We start from the raw sequence: 14,497 nt of genomic DNA, 5'->3' as shown, positions 1-14,497 counted from the left end.
CGGGTGCGGTATAATCTGCCCCCGTTCGAGCCCGCCAACGCGACAGTGACCGGCTGTAGAGAGCGGGCATGCCGACAACGCCAAGGAGTCCCTTGCCCATGACCGTGATCCGCCAGGACGATCTGATCCAGAGCGTCGCCGATGCCCTCCAGTACATCTCCTATTACCACCCGAAGGATTTCATCGACGCCATGGCGGCGGCCTACGAGCGCGAGGAGAATCCCGCGGCCAAGGACGCCATCGCCCAGATCCTGATCAACTCGCGGATGTGTGCCACCGGCCATCGCCCGATCTGTCAGGACACCGGCATCGTCACCGTCTTCGTCCAGGTGGGCATGAACGTGCGCTTCGAGGCCGACATGAGCCTCGACGACATGATCAACGAGGGGGTCCGTCGCGCCTACCGGCTCCCCGACAACGTGCTGCGTGCCTCGGTGCTCGCCGACCCCGATGGCGCCCGCAAGAACACCGGCGACAACACCCCGGCGGTGATCCACCACAAGCTGGTACCGGGCGACACCCTCGAGGTGCACGTGGCGGCCAAGGGCGGTGGCAGCGAGGCCAAGTCCAAGTTCGCCATGCTCAACCCCTCCGACAGCGTGGTCGACTGGGTGATGGAGCAGCTGCCGAAGATGGGGGCCGGCTGGTGTCCGCCGGGCATGCTCGGCATCGGCATCGGTGGTACCGCCGAGAAGGCCATGGAGATCGCCAAGGAAGCGCTGCTCGACCCCATCGACATCCAGGAGCTGCAGGCCCGCGGTGCCGCCAATCGCGCCGAGGAACTGCGCCTGGAGCTCTTCGACAAGGTCAACCGGAGCGGCATCGGCGCCCAGGGCCTGGGGGGGTTGACCACGGTGCTCGACATCAAGGTCAAGGACTATCCGACCCACGCCGCCAACAAGCCGGTGGCGATCATCCCCAACTGTGCCGCCACCCGCCACGCCCACTTCACCCTGGATGGGTCCGGTCCCACGGCGCTGCCCGCGCCGAAGCTCGAGGACTGGCCGGAAATCACCCGCGAGGCGGGCGACAACGTCAAGCGGGTCGATCTCGATAGCGTGACCCCGGAAGAGGTGCAGACCTGGCAGCCCGGCGATACCCTGCTGCTCAACGGCAAGCTGCTCACCGGCCGTGACGCCGCCCACAAGCGGATGGTCGACATGATCGCCAAGGGCGAGCCGTTGCCGGTGGACCTCAAGGGCCGCTTTATCTACTACGTGGGGCCGGTCGACCCGGTGCGCGACGAGGTGGTCGGCCCGGCGGGCCCCACCACCGCCACCCGCATGGACAAGTTCACCCGCACCATGCTCGAGGAGACCGGCCTGCTGGGGATGGTCGGCAAGGCCGAGCGCGGCCCGGCCGCCATCGAGGCGATCCGCGACAACCAGGCGGTCTACCTGATGGCCGTGGGCGGCTCCGCCTACCTGGTCGCCCAGGCGATCAAGAAGGCTCGTGTGGTGGGCTTCGAGGACCTGGGCATGGAAGCCATCTACGAGTTCGAGGTGGAGGACATGCCGGTGACCGTGGCGGTGGACAGCCAGGGTACCTCGGTGCACCAGACCGGTCCCGCCAAGTGGAAGGAGATCATCGCCGAACGCGCCTGATCACCGCATGTGATGCGCCGATGCCCGTCGCGCCTCAAGCAGGACCACCCACGGCCACAAACGACAGCGGCCCCGCCATCTGGCGGGGCCGCTGTCGTTTCGTTATGATGTAGAACACTGTTTTTTCAGGGAGAGCACATGACCTCCTGGTTGATCGGCTGGGCAATCTTCCTGGTGCATCTGCTGGGCGTGCTCTCGGCGGTGCTGGCACTGATGTCGAGTCGAACCTCCCAGGGTGCCATCGCCTGGATCATCTCCCTGGTCACGTTTCCCTACCTGGCGGTGCCGGCCTACTGGCTCTTGGGCCGGCCGCGCTTCTATGGGTATGTCTCGGCGCGCGGCGAGCGGGATACGGTGCTGCGTCGGGTGCTGGCGCGTTATCGCGAACGGGTCGAGCCCTTCGTCGCCGAGGCACGGGATCCCGATATCCGGGCAGTGGAACAGCTGGCCATGATGCCGCTGACGACCGGCAACCGCGCGGAGTTGCTGATCGATGGCGAGGCAACGTTCGATAGCCTGTTCGATGGCATCGCGCGGGCCGAGGAGTACATCCTCATCCAGTTCTTCATCGTGCGCCACGATGCCCTGGGCCTCGAGCTCAAGCAGCGCCTGCAGCAGGCCGCCGATCGTGGGGTGCGGGTCTATTTCCTCTACGACGAGATCGGTAGTCACAAGCTCAACGAGGGGTACCTGCGCGACCTCGCGCTCTACGGCATCGAGGTGAGCGCCTTCCGCTCCTCCCGCGGCTTCCGCCACCGCTTCCAGCTCAACTTCCGCAACCATCGCAAGGTGCTGGTGGTCGATGGCCGGGAAGGCTGGCTGGGCGGCTTCAACGTGGGCGTGGAGTATCTGGGCCAGGGGCGCCACGGGCCCTGGCGCGATACCCACCTCAAGTTGACCGGCCCCAGCGTACTGGGGCTGCAGGAGGCCTTCTGGGAGGACTGGCACTGGGCCACCGGTGAGGTGATCAACCTGTCCTGGACCCCTCAGGTGACCTGCGTGGAGTGCCAGGACGTGGTGATCGTGCCCTCGGGCCCGGCGGACCGCCAGGAGACCGCCAGCCTGCTGGTGCAGCACGCCATCCACAGCGCCCACGAACGTTTCTGGGTGACCAGCCCCTACTTCGTTCCCGACCAGGGCGTCCAGGATGCCCTGCGCCTGGCCGCCATGCGCGGGGTCGACGTGCGCATCATGATGCCCGAGCGTCCCGACCATCTGCTGGTGTTCCTCTCGGCGTTCTCCTTCCTGCCCGACATGCTGCATGCGGGGGTCAAGGTCTATCGCTACCAGCCGGGCTTCCTGCACCAGAAGGTGATGCTGATCGACGATGCTGCCGCCAGCGTGGGCACCGTCAACCTCGACAACCGCTCCTTTCGGCTGAATTTCGAGATCACCGCGGTCATCCCCGATCGTCGCTTCGCCGCCCAGGTGCGCCTGATGCTGGAGCAGGATTTCGCCAACTGCCGGCGCGTCAGCCGCGACGAGCTGACCGCGCGGCCGCTGTGGCGCAAGATCGTTTCGCGGGCCGCCTACCTCCTGTCGCCGATCCAGTGATACATTACCGCCTTCGAAGGCCCGCAGGATGCGGCCGGCAATTCACCCGCGATCGGGAGCCCCGGTGAACCTCGAGACCAAGTGGCTGGAAGACTTCGTCGCTCTGGCCAACACCCGCAGTTTCTCCGCTTCGGCGCGTCAGCGCCACGTCACCCAGCCGGCTTTCAGTCGTCGCATCCGAGCCCTGGAGCAGGCCGTGGGCGTCACCCTGGTGGACCGCTCCACCACGCCGGTGGATCTCACCTCCGAGGGGCAGCTGTTCCTGGTCACCGCCCGCAACCTGGTCGAGCAACTCAACGAGAGCCTGGGTCACCTGCGCGGTCTCTCCATCGCCAACGAGGCCCTGGACATCGTCGCTGCCCACTCCCTGGCGCTGAGCTTCTACCCGCAGTGGATCTCGCGGCTCCAGCAGGGCCTGGGGGAGCTGCCCACCCGGCTGGTGGCCATGAACGTGGGGGAGGCGATCCACGTGCTGCGCGAGGGCAACTGCGACCTGATGCTGGCCTACTACGATCCCTATGCCAGCATGCAGCTCGACGCCGAGGTCTTTCCCTCTTTCTCCATCGGTCAGGTCAAGATGATACCGGTGTGCCTGCCCAACGAGCTGGGGCGGCCGCGCTGGCCACTGGAGGGCCGCGACCCCATTCCCTACCTCTCCTACACCCAGGGCGCCTTCCTCGGGCGCAGCGTGCGCATGCTGCTGAAGAACGACCCGCTGCGCATGCGCCTGCGCACCGTCTACGAGACGGCCATGGCCGAGGGGCTCAAGGGCATGGTGCTGCAGGGGGTGGGCCTGGCCTGGATTCCCGACTTCTGCATCCGCGAGGAGCTGACCAGCGGCCGACTGGTGCGTGCCGGCGGCGAGAAGTGGGACGTACCGCTCGAGATTCGCCTCTATCGCTGCTCGCTGGTGCACAAGCCGGGCGTCGAGAAGCTGTGGCGGCAGATGATGAAGTTACCCCGCGACTTCCTGCAGGCCTAGGAACCTGTCGGATTTGACGCGGAGCGACGATCGGTCAAATCCGACAGGCTGCTAGACCCCGCCCAGATCCGCCGGCAGGCCGAGAAAGTCCTGGATGATGAAGAAGTGGTCCTCGAACAGGCTTTCCGGCTCGAGATCGGCCAAGGCGACCCAGCGGGCATGGTCGCCACCCTGGACCGGCTTGAGCCGGGGCAACTGCTGCTCGGGGCGCAGGGCGAAGTAGAAGGCCTCGGCGAGGGTGCGGCCGCGCCAGCTGCGGTGGGGCTCGTCGAACAGTCGCTGGCCGCGCAGGGAGCCCTTGAGCACCGGCTCGGGCACCTTCAGGCGCACCCGCTCGCGCAGCTCGCGCAGGCAGGCCTCCAGCAGCCGCTCGTGGGGGTTGATGAAGCCGCCCGGCAGGGCGAAGAGCCCCTTGCCGGGGGCGGCGGTACGCCGCACCAACAGCACGTGGCCGGACTGTACCACCACGGCGTTGACGGTGACGAAGATTGGCGGGTAGGGCGCCTGGGCCCAGGCGGCCCGGTACTGATCGAGCAGCCGCTGCTCCTCGATCAGTTGGCGATAGCTGTCACCCGTGCAGAAGCCGCGGACCTCCTCGAGCACGCCCGGAGGAAGGTCGTGGGCGGCACCGGTGCTCAGGTAGTCCTCGGCGGAGGAGGCCGAGCGGAACAGGCGCTCGCGGATCTGGCTCGCCGAGATGCCCTCGATGAGCGGCACGCTCACCGACTCCCACTGCGGGAACAGCGAGAGATAGTAGCTGGACTGGCCGCGACTGGCGCCGATCAAGCCGATGCGCGGCAGGCGGGCATGGTCGTGACTGGCGATGTCGCGCACCTTGCGCTGCACGTCGCGCACCCAGACGTCGTTGTTGTAGAGCGCGTCCAGCAGCGGAACGATCTCCAGCCGGGCATTCTCCTCCTCGTCGAAGGCACTGCGCAGCATGCGCTGGCGTTCATCGAAACGCCAGGGATTGCGCAGCGAGCGGGCCTGCCAGGCGGAGCCCGCCAGCACGATGACCTGCCGCGCGCGCTTGAGCGCCTCGTGGATCACCGCCAGGTGGCCCAGGTGGGGGGGCTGGAAGCGGCCGATGAACACCAGACAGTCGAAGTCGCAGCTGGGCAATTCGGTGTCCGATCGGGCGGTCATGGGCGTTCCTGGCAGGCTGGGAGTGCGCCGCCCATTATGGCAGTCCTGCCGTACGGCGCAACGCCGCTCTTCTCCAAGCGCCGGCCTGCGTCGTCGGGGAACGATGGCAGGGCTATCGCAGATGGCGGTAACGTCCCCGGTGCCTCTCGCTTTGGGTAACGGCGATTGCCCTGGGGGCAATGACAGGCGAGTTGCCGGATCAGCCGCGCCCGAAACGCTCCCGGGCCAGGTCGTCGGCGACCCGGGCGGGACTGCGCCGCTCTCGGGTGGCCCGGGCGAAGATCTCGTCCAGGGTGGTGCCGATGCCCTCGATACGGGACATCGCCGCCTCGCGCCGGTAGTCGTCGCGGCGCTGCCAGGCGATCTCGATCACCCCGCCGGCATTGGCCACATAGTCCGGGGTGTAGAGGATGCCGCGCGCCATCAGCCGTTCGGCGATCTCGGGGCTGGCCAGCTGGTTGTTGGCCGCGCCGCACACTACCTTCGCGCGCAGTCGCTCGACGACGTCCGACGACAGGGCCGCGCCCAGGGCGCAGGGGGCGAAGACGTCGACCTCGGCGTCGAAGATCGTCTCGGGGGTCGTGGTCTCGGCACCGAGTTCCTCGGCGAGGTGGGTCAGCGCCCCGCGATTGACGTCGGTGAGCACCAGGCGGGCACCGGCGGCATGCAGGTGGCGAGCCAGGTGTTCGCCCACATGCCCGACCCCCTGGATGGCGACGCGCAGCCCCTCGAGGTCGCGCCGCCCGAGGCCGTGCCGCACGGCGCTGCGCAGGGCGCAGAACACGCCCCAGGCGGTGAAGGGGGAGGGATCGCCGGACTCGATGCCGTCGCGCCGCAGGCCACAGACATGGGCGGTGGTCTCGGCGATGATCTGCATGTCCGCCTCGCTGGAGCCGGAGTCCTCGGCGGTGATGTAGGCGCCGCCCAGGGAGTCGACGAAACGGCCCATGGCGCGCAGGAGGCCGGGGGTCTTGTCGGTGCGCGGGTCGGCGATGATCACCGCCTTGCCGCCGCCCAGCGGCAGGTCCGCGAGGGCCGACTTGTAGGTCATGCCGCGGGAGAGGCGCAGCACGTCGGTGAGGGCCTCGGCCTCGCTGGCGTAGGGATAGATGCGCAGACCGCCCAGGGCAGGGCCGCGATGGGTGTCGTGGATGGCGATGATGGCGCGAAGGCCGCTCGCCTCGTCGCTGCCGAAGACGACCTGCCGGTGGTGGTCGAAGTCGGGATGCTCGAAGACCGACATGATGAAGAACTCCCTTGTGAGGATGATCGTTGTGGTTGTGGCTGCCCGGGTAGGGCAAGGACCTGGCGCGGACGGCTTGTGGCCGCAGACCGCCCGGGTCTTGTCTTCAAGACTAATGCATCGCCGCGTTGGCGGGAAGCCCGCGACGAGCGCTGGCCCGGCCCCGGCCGGGGCTGGTAGAAAGGGAGGCGAGGGTGAACCGCAACAGGAGGGGATGGCCATGGACAAGTGCTGCGTCAAGGCCCTGGTGGTGGGCAAGGTGCAGGGGGTCTGGTATCGCCGGGCGACCCAGGAGCAGGCCCTGCGGCATGGCGTGACCGGCCATGCCCGGAACCTGCCCGACGGGCGTGTGGAGGTGCTGATGTGCGGTGACCGCGAGGCAGTCAAGGCGCTCAGCGAGTGGCTGTGGAAGGGACCGCCCAATGCCCGGGTCACCCATGTGGAGCTCGAGGTGGTCGAGGCCCATGACCCCGACACCTTCAGCACCCTCTGAAAGAGGGCCGCTCAGGCCAGGGTATCGGCGATCCAGTCGCTGACGGCCTTGCCGTCCACCCCCAGGCAGACGTCCACCAGTGGCGTGCGTGACCAGCGCGCTTCGATGAAGGCGCGGCCCTCGGGGGCGAAGATCGTCTGGCCCTCGGCATCGCCGGACATCGCCACGGTGAGGTGGCCGCGGGAGGTGATGAACAGCTCCGGGCGCAGCAGCCAGGCCAGGGCGCAGCTGTCGTGGGGGCAGCAGCCGTCGATGCCGAGAAACTCATAGTAGAAGTCGCGATAGAAGGCGTAGCTGCCCGCCAGCACCTCACCGAGTGCCCCCTGGCCGGCCTCGATGCGCGCCATGTGCGCCGGGGTGAGCACGCAGCGGTGGGTGACGTCGAGGCCCACCAGGGTCAGCGGCCAGCCGGCGGTGAGCACGCGGGCGGCGGCGTCGGGGTCGTTGAACATGTTGGCCTCGGCCACCGGGGTGACGTTGCCCCCCTCGCGGACCGAGCCGCCCATGATCACCACCTGCTTGACCTTGTCGATGATGGCCGGGTCGAGCTGCAGCGCCGCGGCCAGGTTGCCCACCGGCCCCACCGCCATCAGCGTGACCTCGCCGGGCCGGGCGTTCACCGTGTCGACGATGAACTGGGCGGCGCTGCGCGGATCGGGTCGGCCCCGCACCGCGGGCAGTTCGATGTTGCCCAGGCCATTGGCGCCGTGGATATGCGCCGGTGCCGGGTGGCGTGGCTTGACCATCGGAGCGGCGGCGCCCTGGGCGACGGGGATCTCGCGTCCGGCCAGCTCGGCGAGCAGCAGGGCGTTGTGGGTGGCGGTCTCCACGTCCACGTTGCCATAGGTGGTGGTCATGCCCAGCAGTTCGATGTCGGGATGGCGCAGGGCGATGGCGATGGCCTGGGCGTCGTCGACCCCCGGGTCGGTGTCGAAGATGATCGGATGCGGCACGGCGGCGTCTCCTCGGGCGATGGAAAGGGCGGATCAGGAGCCGGTGGCGGGGCCGTGGCGCAGGGCGCGCTCGACCTCGTCACGTTCGGGAATGCTCTCGGCGGCGCCCGGGCGCTGTACCCCCAGCGCCGCGGCGGTGGCGGCACGCCACAGGCAGTCGACGACCGGGCGCTCCTCCTGCAGGGCCGCCAGGTAGTAGCCGATGAAGGTATCGCCGGCGGCGGTGGTGTCCACCGGCGTGACCGGCAGGGCCGGCTGGTGCAGGCGCTCGCCGCCGCGCTGGTACCAGGCGCCTTCGCCGCCCAGGGTCAGCACCGTCTCGCAACCCGGCAGCTTCGCCGCCAGGGCATCGAGCAGCCCGGCGGCGGCAGTGGCCTCTTCGACCCCGGCCAGCCCCGCCGCCTCGACACGGTTGACGAACAGCAATCGACACGACGCCAGTGGCAGCGACAAGACCTCCTCGGTCATCGGCGCCGGGTTGAAGGCGACGTTCAGGCCGCGGTCGGCGGCACGGGCCATGACCTCGGCCAGGGCGTTGCACTCGTTCTGGAGCAATAGCCAGTCGCCGGGCCGGGCCGCCTCGATCAGGGCGGCGACCTCCGAGGCGCGAAAGCCGCGGTTGGCCCCGGGGAACAGGATGATGGCGTTTTCGCCCCGATCATCGACCTGGATGATGGCGTGGCCGCTGGGTTCGTCCACCAGCGCGACACGGGAGACATCGACGCCGGCCCGGGCCAGGGTGTCGCAGGCCCAGGCATCCTGGCGTCCCAGGCGCCCCCAGTGGCTGATCCGGCCGCCGGCGCGGGCCGTGGCCAGCGACTGGTTGGCCCCCTTGCCGCCGAGGCCGACCCGGTAGTCGTGGCTGGCCAGGGTCTCGCCGGGCTTGACCAGATGGGGCACCCGGTAGAAGTGGTCGAGGTTGATCGATCCAAAGTTGTGGATAGCACTGTGGGGCATGGCCGCTTTCCTCGATCAGCTCGTCTGCCAGGTGCGCAGGTTCTCGGCGGTCAGGGTCACCACCCGCTGGCGGGCCTCGGGGGTGATCCAGGCGTTGTGGGGCGTGACGATCAGGTTGAGTGGCTCGGCGAGGGCGTCGAGCAGCGGGTGGCCGTCGCGGGGCGGCTCCACCGGCAGCACGTCGACGCCGAGCCCACCCAGGCGCCCCGCGCGGAGGGCTTCCAGTGCCGCCGCCTCGTCGATGATGCCGCCGCGGGCACAGTTCACCAGCAGGGCGCCGGGTCGGAGGGTAGTCAGCAGGTCGGTGTCGACCAGGTGCCGGGTGGCATCGGTGAGCGGGCAGTGCAGGCTGACGACGTCGGCCTCGGGTGCCAGCTCGGCCAGGCCGGGGCGGCTATCGTTCGCCTCGTTGCCGGGGCGCGCGGCGAAGCTCACGCCCATGCCGAAGGCCTCGGCGAGCTGCCCCACCTTCGAGCCCAGTGCGCCCTGGCCGACCACCACCAGGTGCTTGCCCTCGAGCTGCAGGGTGCCGTGATCCATCAGGCAGAAGAAGTCGCTCTCGCCCCAGCGGCCGGTAGCCACGTCGCGCTGGTAGAGCGGCAGGCGATTGGCCAGGGCGAGCATCAGCATCAGGGTGTGCTGGGCGACGCTGGCGGTACCGTAGGCGGTGACGTTGCGTACCGCGATGCCGAGCCGCTCGGCGGCGTCCATGTCGATGTTGTTGGTGCCGGTGGCAAGCACGCAGATCAGCTTCAGGTCGGGCAGCGCCTCGAGGGTGGGCGCATCGAGCACCACCTTGTTGACGATGGCCACCCGGGCCCCGGCCAGGCGCTCGGCGCTCTGGGCGGTGGTGCTCTGGGGGTGGACCTCCAGCGCCTCGACACGCTCGCGGATCGGGGCGAGGTCGATATCGGGGCCGAGGCTGGCGGCATCGAGAATCACGGCTTTCATGGGGTGTCCTTCCAGATGGGCGGGGCGCGGATGCCTTGCCCGCACGGGTGGTGACCACGCTATAATGTCGGGCTTTCGGGCAGGCTTGGATATCGCGCGGGCCGGCCACATATTCGTTTCTCGTCGGGCCCGGGGCCCGACCTCGTCTTGACCCGGGTAATGTCGTCTGCGGAGTGATCAAACCATGCCCATCTACGAATACGAGTGCAAGGCCTGCGGCCACCGTCTGGAGAAGCTCCAGAAGATCAGCGCTCCCCCCCTGACCGACTGCCCCGCCTGCGAGGCCGACGGACTCTCCCGCCTGGTCTCGGCGGCGGGCTTCCGCCTGGCCGGCGGCGGCTGGTACGAGACCGATTTCAAGTCCGGCGGCAAGAAGAACCTGGCCGGCGACGCGGCCGGCAGCGGTGACGGCAAGGCGCCGGCGAAGAAGGATGGTGCGGCGGCCTGAGGGCCGCCCATCGCCCCGTTTTCAACAACGCAACAGAACAGGATATGACATGCGCAGCCATTATTGCGGCCAGCTGAACGAGACCCTGGTGGACCAGACGGTCACCCTGTGCGGCTGGGTGCATCGCCGCCGTGACCACGGGGGCGTGATCTTCCTCGACATGCGCGATCGCGACGGCATCGCCCAGGTCGTGGTCGACCCCGACACCGCCGAGGCCTTCGCGAACGCCGACCGCGCCCGCAGCGAATTCGTGCTGCGCATCCAGGGTCGCGTACGGCTGCGCCCGGAAGGCACCCAGAACCCCAACATGCCCACCGGCATGATCGAGGTGCTGGCCAGGGACGTGGACGTGCTCAATACCGCCGCCACGCCGCCCTTCCAGCTCGACGAGCACGGCAAGGTGGGCGAGGAGGTGCGACTCAAGCACCGCTACATCGACCTGCGCCGCCCGGAGATGATCGAGAAGCTGCGCCTGCGCTCGCGGATCACCCACAGCGTGCGGGCCTTCCTCGAGGGGCAGGGCTTCCTCGACATCGAGACGCCGATCCTGACCCGCGCCACCCCGGAAGGCGCGCGTGACTACCTGGTGCCGAGCCGCACCCACGCCGGCAACTTCTTCGCCCTGCCGCAGTCACCCCAACTGTTCAAGCAGCTGCTGATGGTGTCGGGCCTCGACCGCTACTACCAGATCGCCCGCTGCTTCCGCGACGAGGACCTGCGAGCCGATCGCCAGCCGGAGTTCACCCAGATCGATATCGAGGCCTCGTTCGTCGACGAGGACGACATCATGGCCGTCACCGAGTCGATGATCCGCCAGCTGTTCCGTGAGGTGCTGGCCGTCGAATTGCCGGAATTCCCGCGCATGCCCTACGGCGAGGCGATGAACCGCTTCGGTTCCGACAAGCCGGACCTGCGCATCCCGCTCGAGCTCACCGACGTCGACGACCTGATGCAGCGGGTCGACTTCAAGGTCTTCTCCGGCCCGGCCAAGGCCGACGACGGCCGCGTGGCGGCCCTCAAGGTGCCGGGCGGGGCGAAGCTGTCGCGCAAGGAGATCGACGAGTACACGAAGTTCGTCGGCATCTATGGCGCCAAGGGACTGGCCTGGATCAAGGTCAACGAGCGCGCCCGCGGCCTCGAAGGCCTGCAGTCGCCCATCGTCAAGTTCATGGAGGACGTGGTCGAGGAACTGCTCGATCGCCTCGGCGCCGAGGACGGCGACATCATCTTCTTCGGCGCCGACAAGGCGCGCATCGTCAACGAGGCGATCGGGGCACTGCGGGTCAGGCTGGGCGAGGACCTCGACCTCTACACCCGCCGGTGGGCGCCGCTGTGGGTGGTCGACTTCCCGATGTTCGAGGACGATGGCAGCGCGCGGATGCAGGCCCTGCACCATCCCTTCACCGCCCCCTCCTGTGACGTCGAGGCGCTCAAGGCCAACCCGATCGCGGCGCTGTCCCGGGCCTACGACATGGTGCTCAACGGCACCGAGCTGGGCGGCGGCTCGATCCGTATCCACGATCCGGCCATGCAGCGGGCGGTGCTCGAGGTGCTGGGCATCGACGAGCACGAGGCCCGCGAGAAGTTCGGCTTCCTGCTCGACGCCCTGCAGTACGGCGCGCCGCCCCACGGCGGGCTGGCCTTCGGCCTGGATCGCCTGGTGATGCTGATGTCCGGCGCCCGCACCATCCGCGAGGTGATCGCCTTCCCGAAGACCCAGAGTGCGGCCTGCCTGATGACCGATGCCCCGGGCGAGGTGAGCGGCGAGCAACTGCGCGAGCTCAACATCCGCCTGCGACAGAAGGCCAAGGCGGAAGTCGCCGGCGAATAGGCGGCTCCCGACCCAGGTAGCATGGCACCGGCGCCCCAGGGCGCCGGCGTCGTCTCCAGTCCACTCGACAGGGCAAAGCGCAGTTACTCAGAGCGAGAGGCGCCGAGGACAGGTCGTAGAGGGGGTCACAACGCCCCCTCGTAGGCCTGTCGTCGGAACAGCCTCGAGCGATACTGCTATCTGCGTTAGCCTTGGTCCGCCCAACCAGGAGGATGCCATGGCCGGCCATAGCAAATGGGCCAACATCAAGCACCGCAAGGCGGCCCAGGATGCCAAGCGGGGCAAGATATTCACCAAGCTGATCCGCGAATTGACCGTGGCGGCCCGCCAGGGCGGCGGTGAGCCGGCCGACAATCCGCGCCTGCGTGCCGCCATCGACAAGGCGCTGGCCAACAACATGACCAAGGACACCATCCAGCGGGCGGTGGACCGCGGGGCGGGCAACAGCGACGGCGACGAGATGGAGGAGTGCGTCTACGAGGGGTATGGCCCCGAAGGCGTCGCGGTACTGGTCGAGTGCCTGACCGACAACCGCAATCGCACCGTCTCGGACGTGCGCCACGCCTTCAACAAGTGTGGCGGCAACCTGGGCACCAGCGGGTCGGTGGCCTTCATGTTCCACCAGCAGGGCCGCCTGGACCTGCCCGCCGGAGTCTCCGAGGAGGCGGTGATCGAGGCCACGCTGGAGGCCGAGCCGGAGGATGTCGTCGCCCTCGACGACGACACCCTGGAGGTGATCACCTCGCCGGGGGCCTACAGCGAGGTCAAGGACGCCCTGGCAGCGGCCGGGCTCGAGCCGGAACGCAGCGAGGTGGGGCTCTTCCCCGAGACCACCACGCCGATCACCGACGTCGAGCTGGCCCGCAGGGTGATCCGGCTGATCGACATGCTGGAGGACCTGGACGATGTCCAGAACGTCTATACCAATGCGGAGTTCGATGACGATGTCCTCGACCAGCTCGATTGAAGCGGATAGCCATCCACGTGAAGGTCTACACCAATGCGCTCTCGATGTTGCACTGACGATGTCCTCGACCAGCTCGATTGAGCCTTCCGAATGCTGATCCTCGGCATCGACCCGGGCTCGCGACTCACCGGCTACGGGGTGCTCGACGTCGCCAGCGCGACGCCCGCCTATGTGGCCAGCGGCTGCATCCGCACCCGGGCCGACGACCTGGCCCAGCGGCTGGCCCAGGTCTATGCGGGCATCGCGGAACTGATCGCCGTGCATCGTCCCGGCGAGTTCGCCATCGAGCAGGTGTTCATGTCGAAGAACGCCGATTCGGCGCTCAAGCTCGGCCAGGCGCGGGGCACGGCCATCGTCTGCGCCGCCAACCATGGCCTGCCGGTCAGCGAGTACGGCCCGCGCCAGATCAAGCAGGCGGTGACCGGCAGCGGCCGCGCCGACAAGGCCCAGGTGCAGCACATGGTGGCGGCGATTCTGGGGCTCGACGGCACGCCCCAGGCCGACGCCGCCGATGCCCTGGCCATCGCCCTGACCCACGCCCACGCCCGGCTGGGGCTGCTGACCCAAGGCAGCTTCGGCGGCCATCGGGTGCGCCGCCGCGGCAACGGGTGGCGTGACTTCCAGCCGTGACGGAAAATTCTCGAACGCTGTTTGAGAGCGGGCTGGCCAGTTGGCAGGATGACCAGTATAGTGATCGCCATCTCTCGATGGACCCATTGCCGACGGATATGACAGCCCCATGATCGGACGCCTGCGTGGCACACTGCTGGAGAAGCAGCCGCCCTGGCTGGTGGTCGACGTAGCCGGCGTCGGCTATGAGCTGGAAGCCTCCATGAACACCCTGGTGGCGCTGCCCGGCCCCGGCGAGCCCGTCTCCCTGTACACCCATCTCAGCGTGCGCGACGACGCCCACCTGCTCTACGGTTTCGTCCGGGAGCAGGAGCGCTCGCTGTTTCGTGCCCTGATCAAGGTCAACGGCATCGGGCCCAAGCTGGCCCTGGCGATCCTCTCCGGCATGGACGAGGCGGCCTTCATGCGCTGCGTGATGGACGACGACGCCAAGGCGTTGACTCGCCTGCCCGGGGTCGGCAAGAAGACCGCCGAGCGCCTGATCATCGAGATGCGCGACCGCTTCCCTCACTGGGAGCCGGCCGAGGCGGGGCTCGGGGTGGCGATCGGCGGCAGCGCAGCGCCGGACACCCGGCAGGACCCGCTGGTGGATGCCGAGGCGGCGCTGGTCAGCCTGGGCTACAAGCCCGCCGAGGCGGCGAGGATGCTCGCCGGGCTCGAGGACGAGGCCTCCACCGAAGCCATGATCAAGGCGGCACTGAGCCGTCGCCTGGCCGGGTGACCCTGATGTTGCCGACG

The 14,497-nt window shown here is 68.6% G+C and carries 14 protein-coding genes; 9 read left to right on the top strand and 5 right to left on the bottom strand.

Features of this window, described 5'->3' with window-relative positions; all coding sequences use genetic code 11:
- The first annotated feature begins 98 nt into the window (after window positions 1–98).
- The 3 genes from MKP05_RS07050 (at window position 99) to MKP05_RS07040 (ending at window position 4,140) form a co-directional block, all read left to right on the top strand.
- On the top strand, window positions 99–1,604 hold the full coding sequence (locus MKP05_RS07050) for a fumarate hydratase (protein ID WP_240567661.1): 1,506 nt from the start codon (window positions 99–101) through the stop codon (window positions 1,602–1,604).
- Window positions 1,605–1,742: 138 nt separating this feature from the next.
- A complete protein-coding gene (gene cls / locus MKP05_RS07045) occupies window positions 1,743–3,158 on the top strand; it encodes a cardiolipin synthase (protein WP_240567659.1) in 1,416 nt (471 codons plus the stop codon).
- A gap of 64 nt (window positions 3,159–3,222) precedes the next feature.
- On the top strand, window positions 3,223–4,140 hold the full coding sequence (locus MKP05_RS07040; protein ID WP_110284877.1) for a LysR substrate-binding domain-containing protein: 918 nt from the start codon (window positions 3,223–3,225) through the stop codon (window positions 4,138–4,140).
- 51 nt (window positions 4,141–4,191) lie between these two features.
- Here the strand turns inward: MKP05_RS07040 and MKP05_RS07035 are convergent, their stop codons facing one another.
- Window positions 4,192–5,286 carry a bifunctional nicotinamide-nucleotide adenylyltransferase/Nudix hydroxylase gene (locus tag MKP05_RS07035; RefSeq protein ID WP_110284876.1) on the bottom strand — a complete coding sequence of 365 codons (1,095 nt, stop codon included), beginning with the start codon at window positions 5,284–5,286 and terminating at the stop codon, window positions 4,192–4,194.
- Between the two features lie 199 nt (window positions 5,287–5,485).
- Window positions 5,486–6,529 (bottom strand): Glu/Leu/Phe/Val family dehydrogenase, encoded by a 1,044-nt coding sequence (locus tag MKP05_RS07030; RefSeq protein ID WP_110284875.1) that lies wholly within the window; start codon window positions 6,527–6,529, stop codon window positions 5,486–5,488.
- Window positions 6,530–6,749: 220 nt separating this feature from the next.
- Here MKP05_RS07030 and MKP05_RS07025 point away from each other — a divergent pair, with 220 nt between their 5' ends.
- The gene (locus tag MKP05_RS07025) at window positions 6,750–7,022 is read left to right on the top strand and encodes an acylphosphatase (protein WP_110284874.1); all 273 of its coding nucleotides are present in this window, start codon (window positions 6,750–6,752) and stop codon (window positions 7,020–7,022) included.
- Window positions 7,023–7,033: 11 nt separating this feature from the next.
- On the opposite strand, the gene MKP05_RS07020 is transcribed toward MKP05_RS07025, so the two are convergent.
- The 3 genes from MKP05_RS07020 to MKP05_RS07010 are packed head-to-tail and all read right to left on the bottom strand — an operon-like array spanning window position 7,034 to window position 9,883.
- The gene (locus MKP05_RS07020; RefSeq protein WP_110284873.1) at window positions 7,034–7,975 is read right to left on the bottom strand and encodes a nucleoside hydrolase; all 942 of its coding nucleotides are present in this window, start codon (window positions 7,973–7,975) and stop codon (window positions 7,034–7,036) included.
- 33 nt (window positions 7,976–8,008) lie between these two features.
- On the bottom strand, window positions 8,009–8,932 hold the full coding sequence (locus MKP05_RS07015; protein WP_110284872.1) for a ribokinase: 924 nt from the start codon (window positions 8,930–8,932) through the stop codon (window positions 8,009–8,011).
- A 15-nt stretch (window positions 8,933–8,947) separates the two neighbouring features.
- Window positions 8,948–9,883, bottom strand: coding sequence for a D-2-hydroxyacid dehydrogenase (locus MKP05_RS07010; RefSeq protein WP_110284871.1), 936 nt, complete (start codon window positions 9,881–9,883; stop codon window positions 8,948–8,950).
- Window positions 9,884–10,067: 184 nt separating this feature from the next.
- On the opposite strand from MKP05_RS07010, the gene MKP05_RS07005 reads away from it, so the two are divergent.
- The 5 genes from MKP05_RS07005 to ruvA all read left to right on the top strand — a co-directional run bounded on the left by MKP05_RS07005 (window position 10,068) and on the right by ruvA (window position 14,480).
- Window positions 10,068–10,331 carry an FmdB family zinc ribbon protein gene (locus tag MKP05_RS07005; RefSeq protein ID WP_110284870.1) on the top strand — a complete coding sequence of 88 codons (264 nt, stop codon included), beginning with the start codon at window positions 10,068–10,070 and terminating at the stop codon, window positions 10,329–10,331.
- Window positions 10,332–10,380: 49 nt separating this feature from the next.
- Entirely contained in the window at window positions 10,381–12,162 is a 1,782-nt protein-coding gene (gene aspS, locus MKP05_RS07000; protein WP_240567658.1) for an aspartate--tRNA ligase, read from the top strand.
- A 217-nt stretch (window positions 12,163–12,379) separates the two neighbouring features.
- Window positions 12,380–13,129 carry a YebC/PmpR family DNA-binding transcriptional regulator gene (locus tag MKP05_RS06995; protein WP_240567656.1) on the top strand — a complete coding sequence of 250 codons (750 nt, stop codon included), beginning with the start codon at window positions 12,380–12,382 and terminating at the stop codon, window positions 13,127–13,129.
- Window positions 13,130–13,219: 90 nt separating this feature from the next.
- Window positions 13,220–13,759, top strand: coding sequence for a crossover junction endodeoxyribonuclease RuvC (gene ruvC / locus MKP05_RS06990; protein ID WP_110284867.1), 540 nt, complete (start codon window positions 13,220–13,222; stop codon window positions 13,757–13,759).
- Between the two features lie 109 nt (window positions 13,760–13,868).
- Window positions 13,869–14,480, top strand: coding sequence for a Holliday junction branch migration protein RuvA (ruvA, locus tag MKP05_RS06985; RefSeq protein ID WP_110284866.1), 612 nt, complete (start codon window positions 13,869–13,871; stop codon window positions 14,478–14,480).
- Window positions 14,481–14,497: the final 17 nt, after the last annotated feature.

The organism is Halomonas flagellata (assembly GCF_022487945.1).
GTDB lineage: Bacteria > Pseudomonadota > Gammaproteobacteria > Pseudomonadales > Halomonadaceae > Halomonas > Halomonas flagellata.
Note: the sequence above shows the minus strand (reverse complement) of the source record. Positions and strands in the feature narration are given on the sequence as shown.

Coding starts and splice junctions, on each gene's coding strand:
- MKP05_RS07050 (WP_240567661.1), top strand. CDS start 99: ATGACCGTGATCCGCCAGGACGATCTGATCCAGAGCGTCGCCGATGCC.
- cls (WP_240567659.1), top strand. CDS start 1,743: ATGACCTCCTGGTTGATCGGCTGGGCAATCTTCCTGGTGCATCTGCTG.
- MKP05_RS07035 (WP_110284876.1), bottom strand. CDS start 5,286: ATGACCGCCCGATCGGACACCGAATTGCCCAGCTGCGACTTCGACTGT.
- MKP05_RS07030 (WP_110284875.1), bottom strand. CDS start 6,529: ATGTCGGTCTTCGAGCATCCCGACTTCGACCACCACCGGCAGGTCGTC.
- MKP05_RS07025 (WP_110284874.1), top strand. CDS start 6,750: ATGGACAAGTGCTGCGTCAAGGCCCTGGTGGTGGGCAAGGTGCAGGGG.
- MKP05_RS07015 (WP_110284872.1), bottom strand. CDS start 8,932: ATGCCCCACAGTGCTATCCACAACTTTGGATCGATCAACCTCGACCAC.
- MKP05_RS07010 (WP_110284871.1), bottom strand. CDS start 9,883: ATGAAAGCCGTGATTCTCGATGCCGCCAGCCTCGGCCCCGATATCGAC.
- MKP05_RS07005 (WP_110284870.1), top strand. CDS start 10,068: ATGCCCATCTACGAATACGAGTGCAAGGCCTGCGGCCACCGTCTGGAG.
- aspS (WP_240567658.1), top strand. CDS start 10,381: ATGCGCAGCCATTATTGCGGCCAGCTGAACGAGACCCTGGTGGACCAG.
- MKP05_RS06995 (WP_240567656.1), top strand. CDS start 12,380: ATGGCCGGCCATAGCAAATGGGCCAACATCAAGCACCGCAAGGCGGCC.
- ruvC (WP_110284867.1), top strand. CDS start 13,220: ATGCTGATCCTCGGCATCGACCCGGGCTCGCGACTCACCGGCTACGGG.
- ruvA (WP_110284866.1), top strand. CDS start 13,869: ATGATCGGACGCCTGCGTGGCACACTGCTGGAGAAGCAGCCGCCCTGG.